Here is a 15,948-nt window from a genome sequence, read left to right as displayed (position 1 = left end):
CCCGGCATAGATGCGGCCCTTTCGAGGAGAAACTCCATCAACCCCTGATATGGTTCATGTCGAATGGAGTGGTCTGGTACATTTCGTTGACCCAGTTGCCGAAGAGCAGGTGGGCGTAGGCGCGCCAACAGTTGCGCGGCGCCTTTTCCGGGTCGTCGTCGGGGAAATAGTTGACCGGCAGGGCGATGTCGGAGCGGGTCTCGCAATCGCGGCGGTATTCGTCGTTGAGCGTGTAGGTGTCGTATTCGAGGTGGTTGAACATGAAGGTCTCGCGGTTGGCCGGATCGTGCATGAGGCACAGGCCGGCAGCGTTCGACTGCGCGAGGATCTCAAGGCCGGAAGCGTCGGGGATGTCATCGCGGCGCACCTCCGTGTGGCGTGAGACCGGAACGAGGAAATAGTCGTCGAAACCGCGCAGCAGCGACGGGCGGGCGGAGTCGCGTCGTTCGATGACATAGTGTGTGTAGACGCCGAAGCGCTTGGCCGGGAGCGTGTGCTTGGGTACGCCGTGGAAGTGGTAGAGGGCCGCCTGTGCGCCCCAGCAGATGTGGAAGCTGGAATGTACGTGGGTGCGCGACCAGTCGAAGATGGCCTGCAGCTCGCGCCAGTATTTCACCTCCTCGAAGGGCATCAGCTCCACCGGCGCGCCGGTGACGATCAGCCCGTCGAATGTCCTCGATTTGACATCGTCCCATGTCTTGTAAAACGCCTGAAGGTGCGATTGCGGGACATTGCCGGGGCTGTAGGTGGAGGTGGTGAGCAGGGTCAACTCGACCTGCAGCGGGGTGGCGCCGAGCAGGCGGGCAAGCTGGGTCTCGGTCTTGGGCTTTTCAGGCATGAGGTTGAGCAGGGCGATCTGCATCGGCCGGACGTCCTGGCGCAGGGCCTCGTTCTCGCCGATCAGGCGCACGCCCTCGGCGGCAAGCTTCGTTGCTGCCGGCAGGTCGTTGGGAATCTTGATGGGCATAATCGCTCCTCTCCGACGCCCCGCCCTGCTCCGGCGGGCGACGCTCCATCGCCATGCCGACCGCATCATGCACGCCAACCGCGAAGGGCCGTCCTGTTTTCGAGGAACTCGACCTTTTAGCGGTTTGTTTAACGTGGCCGCAAGCCGGTCGGCTCAAATCACCACGGGCGTGAATGTCGGGGCGGTATCCGCGGAAGTCAAGCCGCACGCATCAACTTGCTCCCGTCAAGCGCGCCAGGCTACGGCCCGGCGTCGGCCAAAGACGGGAGCGCTGGCTTCCGCCCGCCCTGGACTCTTGCAAGTGCCGGTCATCGGCGGCTATCCACGGCCGCTGAGAGACGCCTTCGGTCCGATGCCGCCTCTCCCAATTCCGACAACCCGGTCGCACACCGACCGACAAAAGAGAGCACGCCCCATGTCCGCGCCGCGCCCCCGATCCGGCATCCTGGAGATCAGCCCCTATGTCGGCGGCAAGGCCGAAACCGGCGAAGGCAGCCATGCTGCCAAGCTGTCGGCCAACGAGAATGCCCTCGGCCCCAGCCCCAGAGCCGTCGAAGCCTATCGCGCGGCCGGTGCGACGCTGCATCGCTATCCCGACGGTGGGTCGACGGAGCTGCGCAGGGCCATCGGCCGGCGTTTCAATATCGAGCCCGGGCGCATCGTCTGCGGTGCCGGATCGGACGAAATCATCGGGTTGCTGACCCGCGCCTATGCCGGTGGTGGCGACGAGGTGCTCTATTCGGCCCACGGCTTCCTGATGTACCGGCTGTCGGCTTTCGCGGCGGGAGCAACGCCGGTGGCCGCACCGGAAAAGGGCCTCAGGGCCGATGTCGACGCCCTGCTCGCCCATGTCACCAGCCGTACGCGCATCGTCTATCTCGCCAATCCGAACAACCCCACTGGCAGCTATCTGACAAGCGAGGAACTTGCCCGGCTGCATGCGGGGCTGCCGTCCGACGTGCTGCTGGTGATCGACGCGGCTTATGCCGAATTCGTCACCGAAGCCGATTATGACAACGGACTGGGCCTTGCCCTCGAATACGACAACGTCATCATGACGAGAACGTTCTCCAAGCTGTATGGTCTCGCCGCCCTGCGCATCGGCTGGGCTGCGGGCAGTGCAGCGGTGATCGACGTGCTCAATCGCACACGTGGGCCGTTCAATGTCAGCGCGCCGTCGCAAGCCGCCGCCGTGGCCGCGCTTGAGGATCTGGAACATCAGGAACGCAGCCGGGCGCACAACAGCCGATGGCTGGCATGGCTGGCCACCGAAATTGCCGCACTCGACCTGACGGTCCACCCGAGTGCTGGAAATTTCCTGCTGGTGGAATTCACGCGCTCGCCCGGCCGCGACGCCACTGCCGCCGCCCGATATCTCGAGAAGCACGGCGTGATTCCGCGGGAAATGGGAGGCTACGGCCTGGGCCACTGCCTGCGCATTTCCGTCGGCCTCGAAGACGAGAACCGGCGGGTTATCGACGTACTCAGGGAATTCCTCAAATGACATCTTTCGGCAAGATCGCCCTGATCGGCATCGGCCTCATCAATGGTTCGCTCGCCCGGGTTCTCAAGGACAAGGGTGCCGTCACCTCGATCACCGCCTGCGCCCGGAGTGAGGCAACCCGCGAGCGGGCGCTGGAACTGGGGCTGTGCGACCGGGCCTGCGAGGATCCGCGTGCTGCCGTGGAGGGTGCGGACATCGTCGTGCTCGGCACGCCGCCGCTCGCCATGGGCGAGATCGCCCGCCAGATCGGCCCGTTGCTGGGCAGCAGGACAATCGTCACCGATGTCGGCTCGATGAAGGCGCGCATCGTCGCCGATGTGACACCGCACCTTCCCCACCCGGAACTGTTCGTCCCCGGGCACCCGGTAGCGGGTACCGAGCATTCCGGACCGGATGCAGCCTTCGGAACCCTGTTCATCAAGCGCCGCTGCATCCTCACCCCCTGCGAGACGACCGATCCGCAGGCGGTCGAGACGATCCGTGCCATGTGGGAAATCACAGGTGCAGAGGTCGACGTGATGGCGCCCGAGCACCATGACCAGGTGCTGGCCATCACCTCGCACCTGCCGCATCTGATCGCCTACACCATCGTCGGTACCGTCGACGACCTTGAGGAGCAGGCGCAAACGGAAGTATTCAAGTACGCTGCGGGTGGTTTTACCGACTTTACCCGTATTGCGGGTTCCGATCCCACGATGTGGCGCGATGTCTTCCTCGGCAATCGTGACGCGGTGCTGGAGATGCTCGGGCGGTTCACCGAGGACCTGACGGCCCTGCAGCGGGCCATCCGCTGGGGCGAAGGCGACAAGCTGTTCGACCTGTTCACCCGGACCCGGGCCATCCGCCGCGGCGTCGTGGCTGCGGGGCAGGCTTACGTGCGCCAGCAGGACGACCCACTCGCCAGCAAGCCATGAGCGATATCGATGAGCACTGATAACACCGCCCCCCTTCCGGATCCCGCCCACCGCGTCTGGTTCTTTGCCTATGGCTCACTGATGTGGCAACCCGGCTTCGAGCATGACACGGTCGTCGGGGCCGTGCTCGATGGATATCATCGGGCTCTCTGCATCTACAGCTGGGTCTGGCGCGGCACGCCCGAAAAGCCCGGACTGGTCCTGGGACTGGCCGAAGGCCTCTCGTGCGAGGGGCAGGCCATCGGCGTGAAACCCGATGACGAGGATCGCGTGTTGGCCTATCTCGATGAACGCGAACTGGTCACCGAGGTCTACCGTCGCAAGAGGTTGCCGTTGCGGCTGGCCACGGGCCACGGCGTCGAAGGCTGGTGCTATGTCGCCCGGCCCGGTCATGAGCAATATGCGGGCGACCTGTCCGTCGACCGTACGCTCGCCCTCATTCGCCAGGGACATGGCAGGGGCGGTCCCAATCGCGATTATGTCCTCAATACCGTCGCCCATCTGCGCATGCTGGGAATACGCGACCCGCGCCTCGAAGAGCTGGAAGCATGCCTCGCCACTGACACCGGGATGAATTGATGCTAGGATGAATCGTTAACAGTGTATTGACGAATTGCCGGCAGCCGCAATGCGAAGCGAGAAGGGCTGCGGATGAGGGGCAGAAGCGGAAGCGCCCAGGCGCTGCGTGGTCGTATGCCAGCGATGTCCGTCAGCCATTGCCGCCACACCTCCCGAGTGGCCGGTTCGTTGAGGAGCGGTGCGTTTTTTGTCGCGTATGTCGTCATTGCGTTGATACGCTGCCGGGCGTCTCTTTTTTGACCGGGGGGAGCATTGAGCGGTCTGGCCTGCCCATCGGATGAAGTGGTCAGCGTACGTCGCGAGGCGGTGATCCTGTCTGCCGACCTGTTCGGATATACCCGGATGATGCAGGCCGACGAGGCGGGTACCATTGCACGGCTGGGGCGTGCCCTGAACCTGTTCCGCCAACTCATCGGCGATTACGGCGGGCGCATCATCGATACTGCCGGCGATGGCGTCATGTCGATCTTCGACAGTGCCGATGAAGCCCTCAATTTTGCCCTGTCGATCCAGCGCGACTTCCGTCAGGACGCGGTATGGCATTCCGGCGAGGATCCGTTGTGTTTCCGCATCGGCATCCACAAGGGGGCGGTAGTCCTGCGCGAGGGGCAGGTTCATGGCCTGACCCTGGCCATTGCCAGCCGCATCCAGTCACGATCGCTTCCGGGCGGGATCTGCATGTCGGAGACAGTGCATCGGGCCCTCCAGCGCAACCGGGGCGAACGCATACGCTCGATCGGCCGGCCGATGCTGCACAATCTCGATCAGCCGATCGAGCTCTTCGCCATCGAGCTCGACCTGCCGATGCCGAACCCGGGTTCGATATCCGTGACCGGTTCGGCGCTGTCGACCGATCCCGTAACGGATCGCTACGAACTGTCGGTGGCCGTTCTGCCGTTCACCAACCTTTCGGGCGATCCCGCCGACAAGCATCTCTGCGACGGCATGGCGGCGGATATCGTGACCAATCTCTCGCGCTTCCGCGATCTCACCGTCATCGCCCGACATTCGAGTTTCATGCTTCAGCAGGCCGGACTCGGAAGCAGCGACGTCGCTGCCGCCCTCGGCACACGCTATGTCGTCACCGGCACGATGCAGCGTGGCGGCCAGCATATCCGTGTCCGCATTCATCTCGTCGAGGCCGAGTCCTGCACGACGGTCTGGGCCCATCATTATGATGGCCGCCTGGACGAGATCTTCGATTTTCAGGACGACGTCACCAGCCAGATCGTTTCGCAACTGTTCGTGCAGATCTGCACCGTCGAACGACAGAAACTGTCAAGGCGGCATACGCCGGGGCTTGAAGCCTACGGCCTGATCCTGCGCGCCCAGGAACTGATCCGGCTCTATCAACGGGAAACCAACACCCACGCCCTGCGCCTGTTCGAGCAGGCCGCACAGCTCGATCCTGGCTATGGCCGGGCCTTCGCCGGCCTGTCGCGGGCCTTCAACCTCGCCTGGCGCTACCGCTGGCATGACGACCCTCCCGCCTGCCTTGCCAAGGCGCTCGAACTGGCCCGGACGGCCATAGAGGCCGACCCCGCCGATTCGCGCGGCTATCGCGAGCTGGGTTTCGCCCTGCTCTACCATCGTCAGCATGATGCCTCCCTGGCAGCCTACAGGCGGGCTCAGGAGTTGAACGCCAATGACGCCGACATGCTCATCGAATATGCCGATGCCCTGTCATATGGCGGTGATCCCGATCAGGCGTTGTCCCTGATCGACAAGGCGTTCCGGCTCAATCCCATGGCACCGGATCAGTATTACTGGGTCATGGGCGATGTCACCTTCGCGCTCGGCCGCTACGGCGACACGCTCGAAGCCCTGTCGCGGATGCGCGATCCCACGCAGGGCCTGCGCTTGCGGACGTCCTCCCTGGCCCATCTGGACCAGATGGACGAAGCCCGCGACGCCGCCCGTCAGTTGCGCGCCCACGACCCGGATTTCAACCTCGCACACTGGGCGACCGTACCGCCTCACCGCAATCCCGAGGCCCGCAACCGGCTGATCGACGGTTTGCGCAAGGCCGGCCTCTGAAGACCGCACCGGCAAACGTCGCAGCTTGTGCCGGGCAAGGCGTGGACAGCGGGGCACCGTATCGCAAGACAATCCTTGCAGGTCCATGATCGCTTCATGCCATGCACCGCCAACCGGCGGCAACACGACCGCGAATCGGACTTGCCGACACGCCACATATCCGGCAGGCATGGAGTCGGAGATGGGAATCAGGTTCAGGGCGGATCATGCTGGACGTTCGGATATGGCGAGGCAAGGACAAGGGCGGCTTCGCGTCCTACAATGTCCCGAGACGCGACAATCAGACGGTGCTCGACATTGTCACGTGGGTACAGCGCAATCTCGAACCATCGCTGGCCTACCGTTTTGCCTGCAGGGTCGGCGTGTGCGGCTCCTGTGCCATGACGGTCAACGGACGGCCGCGCTGGACCTGTCGCAGTCATGTCAAGGATGTGATCGCCGGCCGGACGCTGACGGTCGAGCCCTTGCGCAACCTGCCGCGGATCAAGGACCTGGTCACGGACTTGGCGCCGTTCTTCGGGAAATGGCAGGAGGCCGGCGGCCGCTTTGCCCCGACAGCGACCCGCAACGCCCCGTTGACCCGCATCTCCCCGCAGGACAGCCGACGCAAGGCGGTCGATGCGGGGATCGAATGTATCAACTGCGCGGTGTGCTACAGTGCCTGCGATGTCGTTTCCTGGCGTGAGGATTATCTCGGACCGGCAGCCCTCAATCGGGCGTGGACACTGGTCAATGACGAACGTCACGGGGAGCGGAAGGAAACGCTGTCGAAAGTGGCGACGGGCGGCGGTTGCCATTCCTGCCACAGTCATGGGTCATGTGTCGAACATTGCCCTGTCGGCATCAATCCCACCCGTGGAATTGCCGGCCTGAAGCGCATGTCGCTGCTGCGGCTGGTCGGAAGCGATCCATGAACGAGAGCGTGCTGTTTCTCCTGCAACGGGTTACCGCGGCCATTCTCGCGCCGCTGGTCGTTCTCCACCTGATCGTCATCCTCTATGCGGTCGAAGGCGGCCTGACGGCGGCGGAGATCCTCGCCCGCACCCGGGGAAGTACGCCATTTGCAGTCGTTTATGGCCTGTTCGTGCTCGCCGCCGCCATTCATGCCCCCATCGGCCTGCGGGGCATCCTGATCGAATGGTTCGGCCTGCGCGGTCGCGGGCTGGAGATTGCCATGCTGTTGCTGGCGGCAATATTGCTGGCCACGGGCCTGCGTGCGGTTCGCGCGGTGACCGGCGCATGATTCGCTCATCCGACCGCCATCCGGGTTATCTGGCCTCGCTGGGCCACAGGCTTTCCGGCATAGCACTCGTCCTGTTCCTGCCCCTTCACTTCCTCGCGCTTGGCACAGCACTGGATGGCGAGGCCGCACTCGATTCCTTTCTCCGCCTCGCCGACAACCCCTGGGTGAAGTTCGCCGAATGGGGACTTGTGGTGCTGCTCACCCTTCACCTCGCTTTCGGCCTGCGCCTTCTGGCCCTGGAATTCCTCCCCTGGCGTGACGCTCGCAGGAGCTGGGTCGGCATCGGCACCGGCGCGGGCCTCGTCGTCGGCATGATCATGGCGATCAGACTGGTACTGTGATGCATATCGAAAGACACGATACCGACATTCTCATCCTCGGCGCAGGTGGTGCCGGCCTGTTTGCCGCCCTGCACGCCCTGCAGGCCGATCCCGATCTCGACGTCACGATTGCGGTCAAGGGACTGCTTGGCAAATGCGGCTGCACCCGCATGGTCCAGGGAGGCTACAATGTGGCTCTTGCCGCAGGCGACAGCGTCGAGCGGCACTTCATGGACACCATCGTTGGTGGCAAATGGCTGCCGCGACAGGACCTGGCATGGAAGCTGGTGGAAACCGCGGTCGTTCGCGTCCACGAACTCGAAAACGAGATCGGGTGCTATTTCGACCGGAATCCCGACGGAACGCTGCACCAGAAGGCCTTCGCGGGCCAGAGCTTCGATCGTACCGTGCACAAGGGCGATCTTACCGGCATCGAGATCATCAACAGATTGATGGAACAGGTCTGGGCGCGCGGCTTCACCCGACTTGAGGAACATCGCGCTATTGAGCTGGTCCCCGCTCGTGATGGATCGGGCATCGCCGCGGTGCTGCTGATCGACATGCGTCTCGGCGTCTTCCGCCTCGTGCGCGCGAAGGCGGTGCTGCTGGCCACGGGTGGCGGCCCGACCATGTATCTCTACCACACCCCGTCAGGGGACAAATCCTGCGATGGCATGGCCATGGCCATGCGGGCCGGCCTCGCCCTGCGCGACATGGAGATGGTCCAGTTCCATCCGACGGGACTGCTTGCCGGCACCGAGACGCGCATGACCGGCACGGTTCTCGAGGAGGGCCTGCGCGGTGCCGGAGGATATCTGCTCAATGGCGATGGCGAACGTTTCATGAGCCGCTATCATGCCCATGGTGAACGTGCGACCCGCGACATTGTCAGCCGCTCGATCTACGCTGAAATGCGTGCCGGAAGAACAACTCCCCTCGGTGGCGTTTTCATAGAAATGGGTCATCTCGGACCCGAGAATGTTGCCATGCGTTTCCCGGGCATGGTCAAGCGCTGCGCCGATTGCGGCTTCGACCTCGCTGGCGGGCAGGTCGAGGTCGTGCCGACGGCTCATTACATGATGGGCGGTGTCGAATTTGAAGCCGACACGTCGACCGCCATCCCGGGGCTGTTCACCGCCGGCGAGGACACGGGCGGCGTTCACGGCGCCAACCGTCTGGGAGGCAATGGCGTCGCCAATTCCACGGTCTATGGCGGCGTCGCCGGTGAGACGATGGCGGCATGGGTGCATCGGGAAGGGGCTCTCAGGGACGTTGACGAGGATATCGTCGGCAGTGCCATTCGCCGCGCCGAACGTCCGTTTGCGCGGGGGGCGGGCCTCATCGACCGGTTGCGCGAACAGCTGTGGCAGACCATGTGGGACGATGTCGGCATCCTGCGCGATGAAGCGGGACTGCGCCTGGGGCTGGCGAAACTGGACGAGATCGGCGATGAACTGGAGCATACCGGTCTCGCCGATGGCGACCGCGCCTTCAATCTCACCTGGCACGACTGGCTCAACCTCGAAAGCCAGATTGCCATATCGCGCGTGATCGCCCGCGCGGCCCTCGCCCGGGAGGACAGCCGCGGTGCCCACTTTCGCGAAGATTTTCCCGAAACCGGTAATCTCGACACCACGAGCTATACCCGCCTTGTCGATGACCGCATCGAGATGGTTCCGGTCGCATTCGACATCGTCCGCCCCGGGGAAAGCCTGATCGAGGGCGAAGCCGGCGCTCCCCCCGAAACGGCCGCCTGAGCACCGGTCCGCCGCAGTTTTCCACATCGGCGGACCTTCTCGTGCTTCGGCCAGGATCGATACCGGAGGTTATGACCAGCCGGTGAATTCTACTTCTCGACAGAAATCTCGACCCGACGATTCTTGTAGCGGCCCCAGGGTGTATCGTTCGACTCGACCGGGTTCTCGGGACCACGGCCCTGCACCACCCATTGCCGGGCAACCACGCCCATTGACCGCATCTGGTCCGCGACCTCCTGCGCCCGACGCAGCGACAGATCGCGATTGAGCTGCTCGGCACCCTGATTGTCGGTGTATCCTGTCAGCGTGACCTTGTGCACCATGCCCTGCCCCAGTCCATCCACGAGCTCCTTCAGGCTGGCCTGCAGGTCCTGCTGCACGGTCTCGGCACCGAAACGGAAATTGATCACCGCCGTGGTGATTTCCGGCTTCTCCAGTTCCTGGACCCTCATGGCCAGTTGCCGTGCCTGCATGTCTCTGGAAAGAACCTGATCATGCAGACTGCGGATCTGCGTTTCGTAACCGGCGATCTGTGTCCGGGCATCGCCTGCCGCAGTCCGGGCATCAGCCAGTTGTTGGTGGGTCTGGTTCAGGTCGTCCTGCACCGACTGCAACTGTTCCTCAAGCGATGCGCGCTGGTTGACGGCGTCGTTCAGCTGCTGCTGCAGATCGTCGATCCGGCCTGCCATGTCCGCACTGGTTCCCTTGGCGTTCGCCAATTCGCTCTCAAGCTCGCCGATGCGGCCCTTCGTGGTCTGGAGCTCGTTCTCCAGCTCCGACTGGCGGTTGCGCAAACTCGACTCGTCGCCTCGGGCCTGATCCAGCAAGCCCAGCGTTTCGGCAAGCCTGCTCTCCACCGACTTGCCCTCTTCAACCTGCACATTGGCCTGCGCCAACGCGCTCTCGGTATCGGCCAGCTCCGCCTGCAGCTTGTCACGCTGCGCCTCGACACCGGCGACCTGATCTCCGAGCGAAGCCAGCTGGCCCTCAAGCTCGCCGATGCGGGTCTCGCGAGCCGAGACGTCACCTTGGGCGCTGGCGAGTGCTGCCGTCAGTTCCTGTCGCTTCGAGACCAGTTCGGTCGCCTCGCTGCGAGCGCTGTCGACCGAGCTTTGCATGGCTGCGAGCGCTTCATTGTGGCTTGCCTGCCGCTTGTCGAGCTCGGCCGTGAGATTTGCGACCTCATCCCTTGCCGCAGTCAGCTCATTTTCGAGCACCCCACCCTGCCTGCTGCTGTCCGCAAGTTCGGCTCGCAGATCCTCGACCTGTCCCTGCGCCTCGGCCAACTGGTCCTGCAACGCTGTGGCCGCCTCGACCTGCGCGGATTTCTGCTCTTCCAGTGCACTGATGGTTTCTGCCTGCTGGGCCTTCCCGGTTGTCAGTTCCTCGATGCTGGCCTGAAGTCCAGCCTGTGCAACGTGCAGTTCATCGATCGATTTCGCCTGTTCAGCGTTGGCTTTCTCCAGTTCGGCACGAGCGGCGGCCAGTTCCTCATTGCTCTTTCCGCTGTCCGCGACATCCTGTTGAAGTGAAGAAATCTTCGCTTGGGCATCAGTCACGGCTTGTTGCGCAGCGTCGAGTCTGGCTTCAAGCTCGCCGCGCTCGACCTCCATGTCCTTCAGCCGCGCATCCTTCTCGTCGACGGCCGTGCGAAGCTCGGTCAGGGATGCATCACCATCGGAGATCTTCTTCTGCAGTGTATCGATCTGCGTCTGCAACTCGGCCTGCGTCGATACGAGACCATCGATACGACCGGCCTTTTCGCTGTCCGCCTCATGCAGTGCCGCAAGATTGTCCTGCAGCTGCACCACCTGTCCCTGTCCCTCGGCCACCGCGGCTTCCAGAGCCCGGCGCTCGACCTCCATGTCCTTCAGCCGCGCATCCTTCTCGTCGACGGCCGTGCGAAGCTCGGTCAGGGATGCATCGCCATCAGAGATCTTCTTCTGCAGTGTATCGATCTGCGTCTGCAACTCGACCTGCGTCGATACGAGACCATCGATACGACCGACCTTTTCGCTGTCCGCCTCATGCAGTGCCGCAAGATTGTCCTGCAACTGCACCACCTGTCCCTGTCCCTCGGCCACCGCGGCTTCCAGAGCCCGGCGCGCGGCCAGCAGTTCGTTCACCCGCGCATCCTTGGCCTTCGATGCAGCCCGCAGGGCCTCGACCGTCGACGACAGCTCGGCCAGTTCATTCTCCCGGGTCTCGACGACCGCCGTCAGCTCTTCGATTTCGGTGGTACGGGCGGCAATCTCCTGCTCCAGTGCGGAGACCCTGCCTGCCGTTTCCTCGCTTGCCCGGCTCGCATCAGCCAGCAATGATACCTTTTCGTCGAGCGTGTTCCCCAGGCTGCCGGCGAGCGCGGACTTTTCAGCCAGTTGCTGCTGCAACTGCTGTTCACTGCGCGCAAGCTCGTCGAGGCGGGCCCGGGCATCGTCAACCTGTGCCGAACTGGCCGCCAGCTGCTCGCCCAGGCTGTCCCGCTGGGCCGTCAGGTCGGCAATCTGGCCGTCGAGGCCGGCGATGTCCTGTTCAAGCGTCGCGATGCGACCATTACGTTCATCGATAACCGACTGCTGCTGCGTGACCATGTCACGCAGTTTTTCCTGCCCGCTGGTCAGGCTTTGCAATTGTTGCGCAATCTCGTTGCCGAACAGGGGCTGGAGCGAGGCAGCCGCACCATCGCCGCCCGCCTGCGATGCATCCTTGCGGCTGCTCTCGATGGCTGCATTGAGACTGGCCATCCAAGCGGTCTGATCCGCTGTTACCGCAAGGAGTTGGTCCCGTTCGGCGACGATCCGTTCGAGCTGGGCGCTCAGGCTGTCGCGATCGTTTTTGAGCGTTTGCAGGCGGGCCGCAAGATCGTCACGCTCGCTCGTGATTGTTTCAAGGCGGGCTGCAAGATCGTCGCGCTCGCCCGCAAGGGTTTCGAGCTGGGCCTGCAGACCGGCAACCTGATCCCGGCTCTCCTGCAGCGACGCGAGTACCTCGGCTTGACGTGCCTGAAGGTCGGCACGTTCCGCCTGCAACTGCTCCGCGGAAGCATGGGCCTGATTGAGCTGGGCCTGCAGGTCGGCAATCTGAACTGTTCTCTCCTGCAGCGAGGCGAGTACCTCGGATTGCTGCGCCTGAAGGTCGGCACGTTCCGCCTGCAACTGCTCCGCGGAAGCGTGAGCCTGATCGAGCTGACCTGAAAGGCCATCTCGCTCGCTTGTGAGCGCTTCGAGCTGGGCCTGCAGGCCGGCAACCTGATCCCGGCTCTCCTGCAACGAGGCAAGTACCTCGGATTGCTGCGCCTGAAGGTCGGCACGTTCCGCCTGCAACTGGTTGGCAGCAGCATGAGCCTGATCGAGCCGGGCCGAAAGATCGGCGCGCTCACCGGTGAGCCTGTCGAGATCGGACATCAGCCGGGCAGACCTCGCTCCTGCCATGGCCAGAGCTTCGTTCTTTCCGACGATCTGCTCCCTGGTTTCGCCGATCTGGCCTTCCGTCCTGCTTACCGAAGCCTCCATCTCCGCCACTCTGGCTTCAGCCGCCTGCAACTGGCTGCGGGTCCCCGCATTCTTGCTGCCCAGCAGGGCAAGCTGTGAGGCCAGGTTCGATTCGACTTCCGCCCTTTCCCGCTCGCCCTTCTCCAGGGCCGCCTTGCCTGCCTCGATCTCGGCGTTCTGGGTATCGATCCGCGTATTCAGTCCGGCAATGGTATCATTGGCTTCCTTGATCGAGGCATTCAGAGACTCCATCTTGCGGGTGGCATCGTCGAGAGCATCCTGGCGCCTGACCAGTTCCGCGCTGCTGCTATCCTGCAACCTCCCGACTTCGGAAGTCTTCTCCGCAATCTCCGAACGGGCGGCATCCAGGTCTCCATGGAGGGCATCGAGTTCCTCCCTTGCCTTGGAAAGCTCGTCTTCAAGCTGGGAACGCGAACTCAGGGCACTCTCAAGTTCGCCCTGGTGCTGACTTTCGGCAGCAAGAAGGCTTGCCTGCAACTCATTGCGGTCGATGGTCGTTTTTCCGCCATAGACGAGAGAGGCAATGAGGGCCGCAACCGCACCGCCTGTGGCGAGCTTGCCCTTGGTCAGCTTGCCGGAGTCGTTGCCTGCCATTCGTCCTGCTCCCAGTTGCTGTGGCCGATCTCTAGATGAATGGAAACGGGGCATCGCCATGCCCCGATAGTCCCTTTTTATGTGCGTCTCTGTTGCACAAGCGCAAGTCCGCAGATATGCCGACCAGAGCAGCGGGCTGCGCACAAGGCACGGTTCGACCGTCCTGCACGGCAGCCGCAACCCGCGGAAATGCGGCATTCCAGCCAATTGTTCGAGGAATGGGCAAAGAATGACACGATCGATGACTTTTTCACATTCGACCCGTGGCATTTCGCCTTTTGGGGGAAAATCATGACTTTCAGTCTTGCAGGCAAGGTCGCGCTGGTCACCGGCGGCAATGGCGGCATCGGGCTCGGAATGGCCACGGGACTCGCCGGTGCCGGCGCCGTCGTGGCCATCGTCGGACGAAATGCACAGAAGAATGAAGCGGCCGTCTCGGAACTTGGCGGCGACGCGTTTGCCATTACCGCCGACATCACCGATGCCGGCGCGCGCGCGGCCATGGTCGAGGAGGTCGAGCAACGCGCCGGCGGACTCGACATCTTCGTCGCCAATGCCGGCATCAACCGGCGCAAACCCGCTGCCGAATACCCTGCCGAAGACTGGCGGTCGGTGATCGACACCAACCTCGATTCGGTGTTCGCCGGTTGCCAGGCGGTCCATCCCGCCCTCAGGCGGCGCGGCGGCGGCAAGATCGTCACCATCGGCTCGATGCTGTCGATTTTCGGTCTGCCTCTGGCAGTGGCCTACGGTGCGAGCAAGGGCGGCGTGGTCCAGATGACCAGAGGACTCGCATCGGCATGGGCAGCCGACAACATCCAGATCAACTGCATCCTGCCCGGCTGGATCGATACCGACCTCACCCGTCAGGGACGGGTCGACATGCCCGAACTCGACCAGAAGGTGCGCACCCGTACCCCCGCCGGCCGCTGGGGCGTACCGGAAGATCTGGCAGGCATCGCCGTCTTCCTGTCGAGCTCCGCCTCAGACTTCATTACCGGCACGGCCATTCCGGTGGATGGCGGTTATTCCATTCAGGGATAAGTCCCATGAACAGGACCGACGTGAGCGCCCTCACGCAACTCGGCACCCATGCCAGCCAGCCGGCATCGCCCGATGAGGCGGTACTCGAAACCGTACCGAATCCACATCCCGATACCGATTACGTCGTGCGTTTCACTTGCCCCGAGTTCACCTCGCTTTGCCCGCTCACCGGACAGCCCGACTTCGCCCATATCGTCATCGACTATGTGCCGGACCAGCGGCTCGTGGAAAGCAAGTCGCTCAAGCTCTATCTCACCAGCTTCCGCAATCACGGCGACTTTCACGAGGCCTGTTCGGTCGGCATCGGCAGGCGGCTTGAGGAGGCTCTCTCGCCGAGATGGCTCCGCGTCGGCGCCTACTGGTACCCACGCGGCGGCATTCCCATCGATGTGTTCTATCAGACCGGCTCCCCGCCCGACGGCCTGTTCCTGCCCGATCAGGGCGCGCAGACCTATCGCGGTCGCGGCTGAACGTCGCGGCCGCGAACGACTGAGAAACGTGGCGAAGCACGGCAACGAAGCGCCAGACCGATCATACCCGTTCGGGAAAAGCAAGCGCTTCCCGATCAGGTGAAATCGGGAAGCGCTCTATCTGTCTGTTTCGACGCATTTCCTGATCGTTCAGGCTATTCCGCCTGAACGGGAAAAGCTAGCCGTGCATGCGCCCGGGCAGGTCGCCATAGTGGCGGCGGTCGGTGGGAATCTGGTGAAAGGGGCGCGGCAGCGACTGATCCGACGGTTCGTTTGCCAGATCGGCCAGTTCCTCGCGCTTTGCCGCAGGGGTCAGGAGGATGATCAGCGACAGTGCCGGCACGCCGAACAGCACGATGCGCAGCAGCCACTGCATGGTCGCGACATCCTCGGGCTGGGCAATGAAGCCGTCCGCGACGCGATTGGTAACCAGCATGTCGGTGACGTAGGCGTCGAGCGCCGACAGGTTCGCCGCCACAGAGACGAGCGCAAGGGCAAAGAAGATGGCGCTGAGTATCCGGGCCAGCATCAACTGGCGCAGCAGGGCCACGGCCGCACCGATCAGGAAGAAGCCGACGAACGGCTTCGATGACGGATCGCCGTCGAGTCCCATGACGGGCAGGATCGAACCGGGCGTGGCGGGACTCACAAGCACGATGCTGCCCAGCACCATCATCACCAGCGGCAGGCCGATGGAAAACAGGTCCTCGTTGATGGCGATGGCTGCAGGAACCTTGTCATGCATGTCGATGGACAGGGTCGACAGCCCGGGCGTGGTGCTGATGGCCGCAAGGAAATGCCGCAGGACGTAGAACGGTGCCAGCCACACCCAGTGCGGCTGGAAGTAGGGCGAGGAAACGAGCTGGGACAGACCGATGAGTACCGTCCAGAAGAACAGCAGATCGATCAGCCAAGCCGCGAGAAGTCGCCGCGGTGACGCTGGATAGGACATATTTATTCGCCATACAGTTGATCGATGGTCGAATGACTAACATGTCCTCAAGCTA

Annotated in this window: 13 protein-coding genes and 1 riboswitch; of the genes, 10 read left to right on the top strand and 3 right to left on the bottom strand. The window is 63.4% G+C overall.

Going from position 1 to position 15,948, the window contains the following annotated elements; genetic code table 11:
• Positions 1–37: 37 nt before the first annotated feature.
• A complete protein-coding gene (locus H6851_11760; GenBank protein MCB9944279.1) occupies positions 38–967 on the bottom strand; it encodes a homoserine O-succinyltransferase in 930 nt (309 codons plus the stop codon).
• A 96-nt stretch (positions 968–1,063) separates the two neighbouring features.
• A riboswitch (SAM riboswitch) is annotated at positions 1,064–1,142 on the bottom strand.
• Positions 1,143–1,382: 240 nt separating this feature from the next.
• Here H6851_11760 and H6851_11755 point away from each other — a divergent pair.
• The 8 genes from H6851_11755 (at position 1,383) to H6851_11720 (ending at position 9,321) form a co-directional block, all read left to right on the top strand.
• The gene (locus tag H6851_11755) at positions 1,383–2,471 is read left to right on the top strand and encodes a histidinol-phosphate transaminase (GenBank protein ID MCB9944278.1); all 1,089 of its coding nucleotides are present in this window, start codon (positions 1,383–1,385) and stop codon (positions 2,469–2,471) included.
• A complete protein-coding gene (locus tag H6851_11750) occupies positions 2,468–3,385 on the top strand; it encodes a prephenate/arogenate dehydrogenase family protein (protein ID MCB9944277.1) in 918 nt (305 codons plus the stop codon). The genes H6851_11755 and H6851_11750 overlap by 4 nt, the downstream gene beginning before the upstream one ends.
• A gap of 9 nt (positions 3,386–3,394) precedes the next feature.
• Positions 3,395–3,964, top strand: coding sequence for a gamma-glutamylcyclotransferase (locus H6851_11745; protein ID MCB9944276.1), 570 nt, complete (start codon positions 3,395–3,397; stop codon positions 3,962–3,964).
• A gap of 252 nt (positions 3,965–4,216) precedes the next feature.
• Entirely contained in the window at positions 4,217–6,001 is a 1,785-nt protein-coding gene (locus H6851_11740) for an adenylyl cyclase (GenBank protein ID MCB9944275.1), read from the top strand.
• Positions 6,002–6,207: 206 nt separating this feature from the next.
• Positions 6,208–6,915, top strand: a complete 708-nt coding sequence (locus H6851_11735; protein MCB9944274.1) for a succinate dehydrogenase/fumarate reductase iron-sulfur subunit — start codon at positions 6,208–6,210, stop codon at positions 6,913–6,915.
• Complete coding sequence (locus H6851_11730) at positions 6,912–7,244, top strand: succinate dehydrogenase (GenBank protein MCB9944273.1); 333 nt, start codon at positions 6,912–6,914, stop codon at positions 7,242–7,244. The genes H6851_11735 and H6851_11730 overlap by 4 nt, the downstream gene beginning before the upstream one ends.
• On the top strand, positions 7,241–7,585 hold the full coding sequence (gene sdhC / locus H6851_11725) for a succinate dehydrogenase, cytochrome b556 subunit (GenBank protein MCB9944272.1): 345 nt from the start codon (positions 7,241–7,243) through the stop codon (positions 7,583–7,585). Before H6851_11730 ends, sdhC begins: the two co-directional genes overlap by 4 nt.
• Complete coding sequence (locus tag H6851_11720) at positions 7,585–9,321, top strand: FAD-binding protein (protein ID MCB9944271.1); 1,737 nt, start codon at positions 7,585–7,587, stop codon at positions 9,319–9,321. The genes sdhC and H6851_11720 overlap by 1 nt, the downstream gene beginning before the upstream one ends.
• An 89-nt stretch (positions 9,322–9,410) precedes the next feature.
• On the opposite strand, the gene H6851_11715 is transcribed toward H6851_11720, so the two are convergent.
• Positions 9,411–13,427, bottom strand: a complete 4,017-nt coding sequence (locus H6851_11715) for an OmpA family protein (protein ID MCB9944270.1) — start codon at positions 13,425–13,427, stop codon at positions 9,411–9,413.
• A 291-nt stretch (positions 13,428–13,718) separates the two neighbouring features.
• On the opposite strand from H6851_11715, the gene H6851_11710 reads away from it, so the two are divergent.
• The gene (locus H6851_11710; protein ID MCB9944269.1) at positions 13,719–14,471 is read left to right on the top strand and encodes a glucose 1-dehydrogenase; all 753 of its coding nucleotides are present in this window, start codon (positions 13,719–13,721) and stop codon (positions 14,469–14,471) included.
• Positions 14,472–14,476: 5 nt separating this feature from the next.
• The gene (gene queF / locus H6851_11705; protein MCB9944268.1) at positions 14,477–14,941 is read left to right on the top strand and encodes an NADPH-dependent 7-cyano-7-deazaguanine reductase QueF; all 465 of its coding nucleotides are present in this window, start codon (positions 14,477–14,479) and stop codon (positions 14,939–14,941) included.
• A gap of 178 nt (positions 14,942–15,119) precedes the next feature.
• Here queF and H6851_11700 read toward each other — a convergent pair whose 3' ends face one another.
• Entirely contained in the window at positions 15,120–15,893 is a 774-nt protein-coding gene (locus tag H6851_11700; GenBank protein ID MCB9944267.1) for a hypothetical protein, read from the bottom strand.
• Between the last annotated feature and the right edge of the window lie 55 nt (positions 15,894–15,948).

It is taken from the genome of Geminicoccaceae bacterium, assembly GCA_020638465.1.
In the GTDB taxonomy this organism is placed as follows: domain Bacteria; phylum Pseudomonadota; class Alphaproteobacteria; order Geminicoccales; family Geminicoccaceae; genus JAGREO01.
The sequence above is the reverse complement of the archived record's forward strand: the minus strand, read 5'-3'. Positions and strand labels throughout refer to the sequence as shown.

Excerpts from the sequence above, each read along its gene's own strand:
- H6851_11755 (MCB9944278.1), top strand. The coding sequence starts at position 1,383 with ATGTCCGCGCCGCGCCCCCGATCCGGCATCCTGGAGATCAGCCCCTAT.
- sdhC (MCB9944272.1), top strand. The coding sequence starts at position 7,241 with ATGATTCGCTCATCCGACCGCCATCCGGGTTATCTGGCCTCGCTGGGC.
- H6851_11730 (MCB9944273.1), top strand. The coding sequence starts at position 6,912 with ATGAACGAGAGCGTGCTGTTTCTCCTGCAACGGGTTACCGCGGCCATT.
- queF (MCB9944268.1), top strand. The coding sequence starts at position 14,477 with ATGAACAGGACCGACGTGAGCGCCCTCACGCAACTCGGCACCCATGCC.
- H6851_11715 (MCB9944270.1), bottom strand. The coding sequence starts at position 13,427 with ATGGCAGGCAACGACTCCGGCAAGCTGACCAAGGGCAAGCTCGCCACA.
- H6851_11710 (MCB9944269.1), top strand. The coding sequence starts at position 13,719 with ATGACTTTCAGTCTTGCAGGCAAGGTCGCGCTGGTCACCGGCGGCAAT.
- H6851_11760 (MCB9944279.1), bottom strand. The coding sequence starts at position 967 with ATGCCCATCAAGATTCCCAACGACCTGCCGGCAGCAACGAAGCTTGCC.
- H6851_11700 (MCB9944267.1), bottom strand. The coding sequence starts at position 15,893 with ATGTCCTATCCAGCGTCACCGCGGCGACTTCTCGCGGCTTGGCTGATC.
- H6851_11720 (MCB9944271.1), top strand. The coding sequence starts at position 7,585 with ATGCATATCGAAAGACACGATACCGACATTCTCATCCTCGGCGCAGGT.
- H6851_11735 (MCB9944274.1), top strand. The coding sequence starts at position 6,208 with ATGCTGGACGTTCGGATATGGCGAGGCAAGGACAAGGGCGGCTTCGCG.
- H6851_11750 (MCB9944277.1), top strand. The coding sequence starts at position 2,468 with ATGACATCTTTCGGCAAGATCGCCCTGATCGGCATCGGCCTCATCAAT.
- H6851_11745 (MCB9944276.1), top strand. The coding sequence starts at position 3,395 with ATGAGCACTGATAACACCGCCCCCCTTCCGGATCCCGCCCACCGCGTC.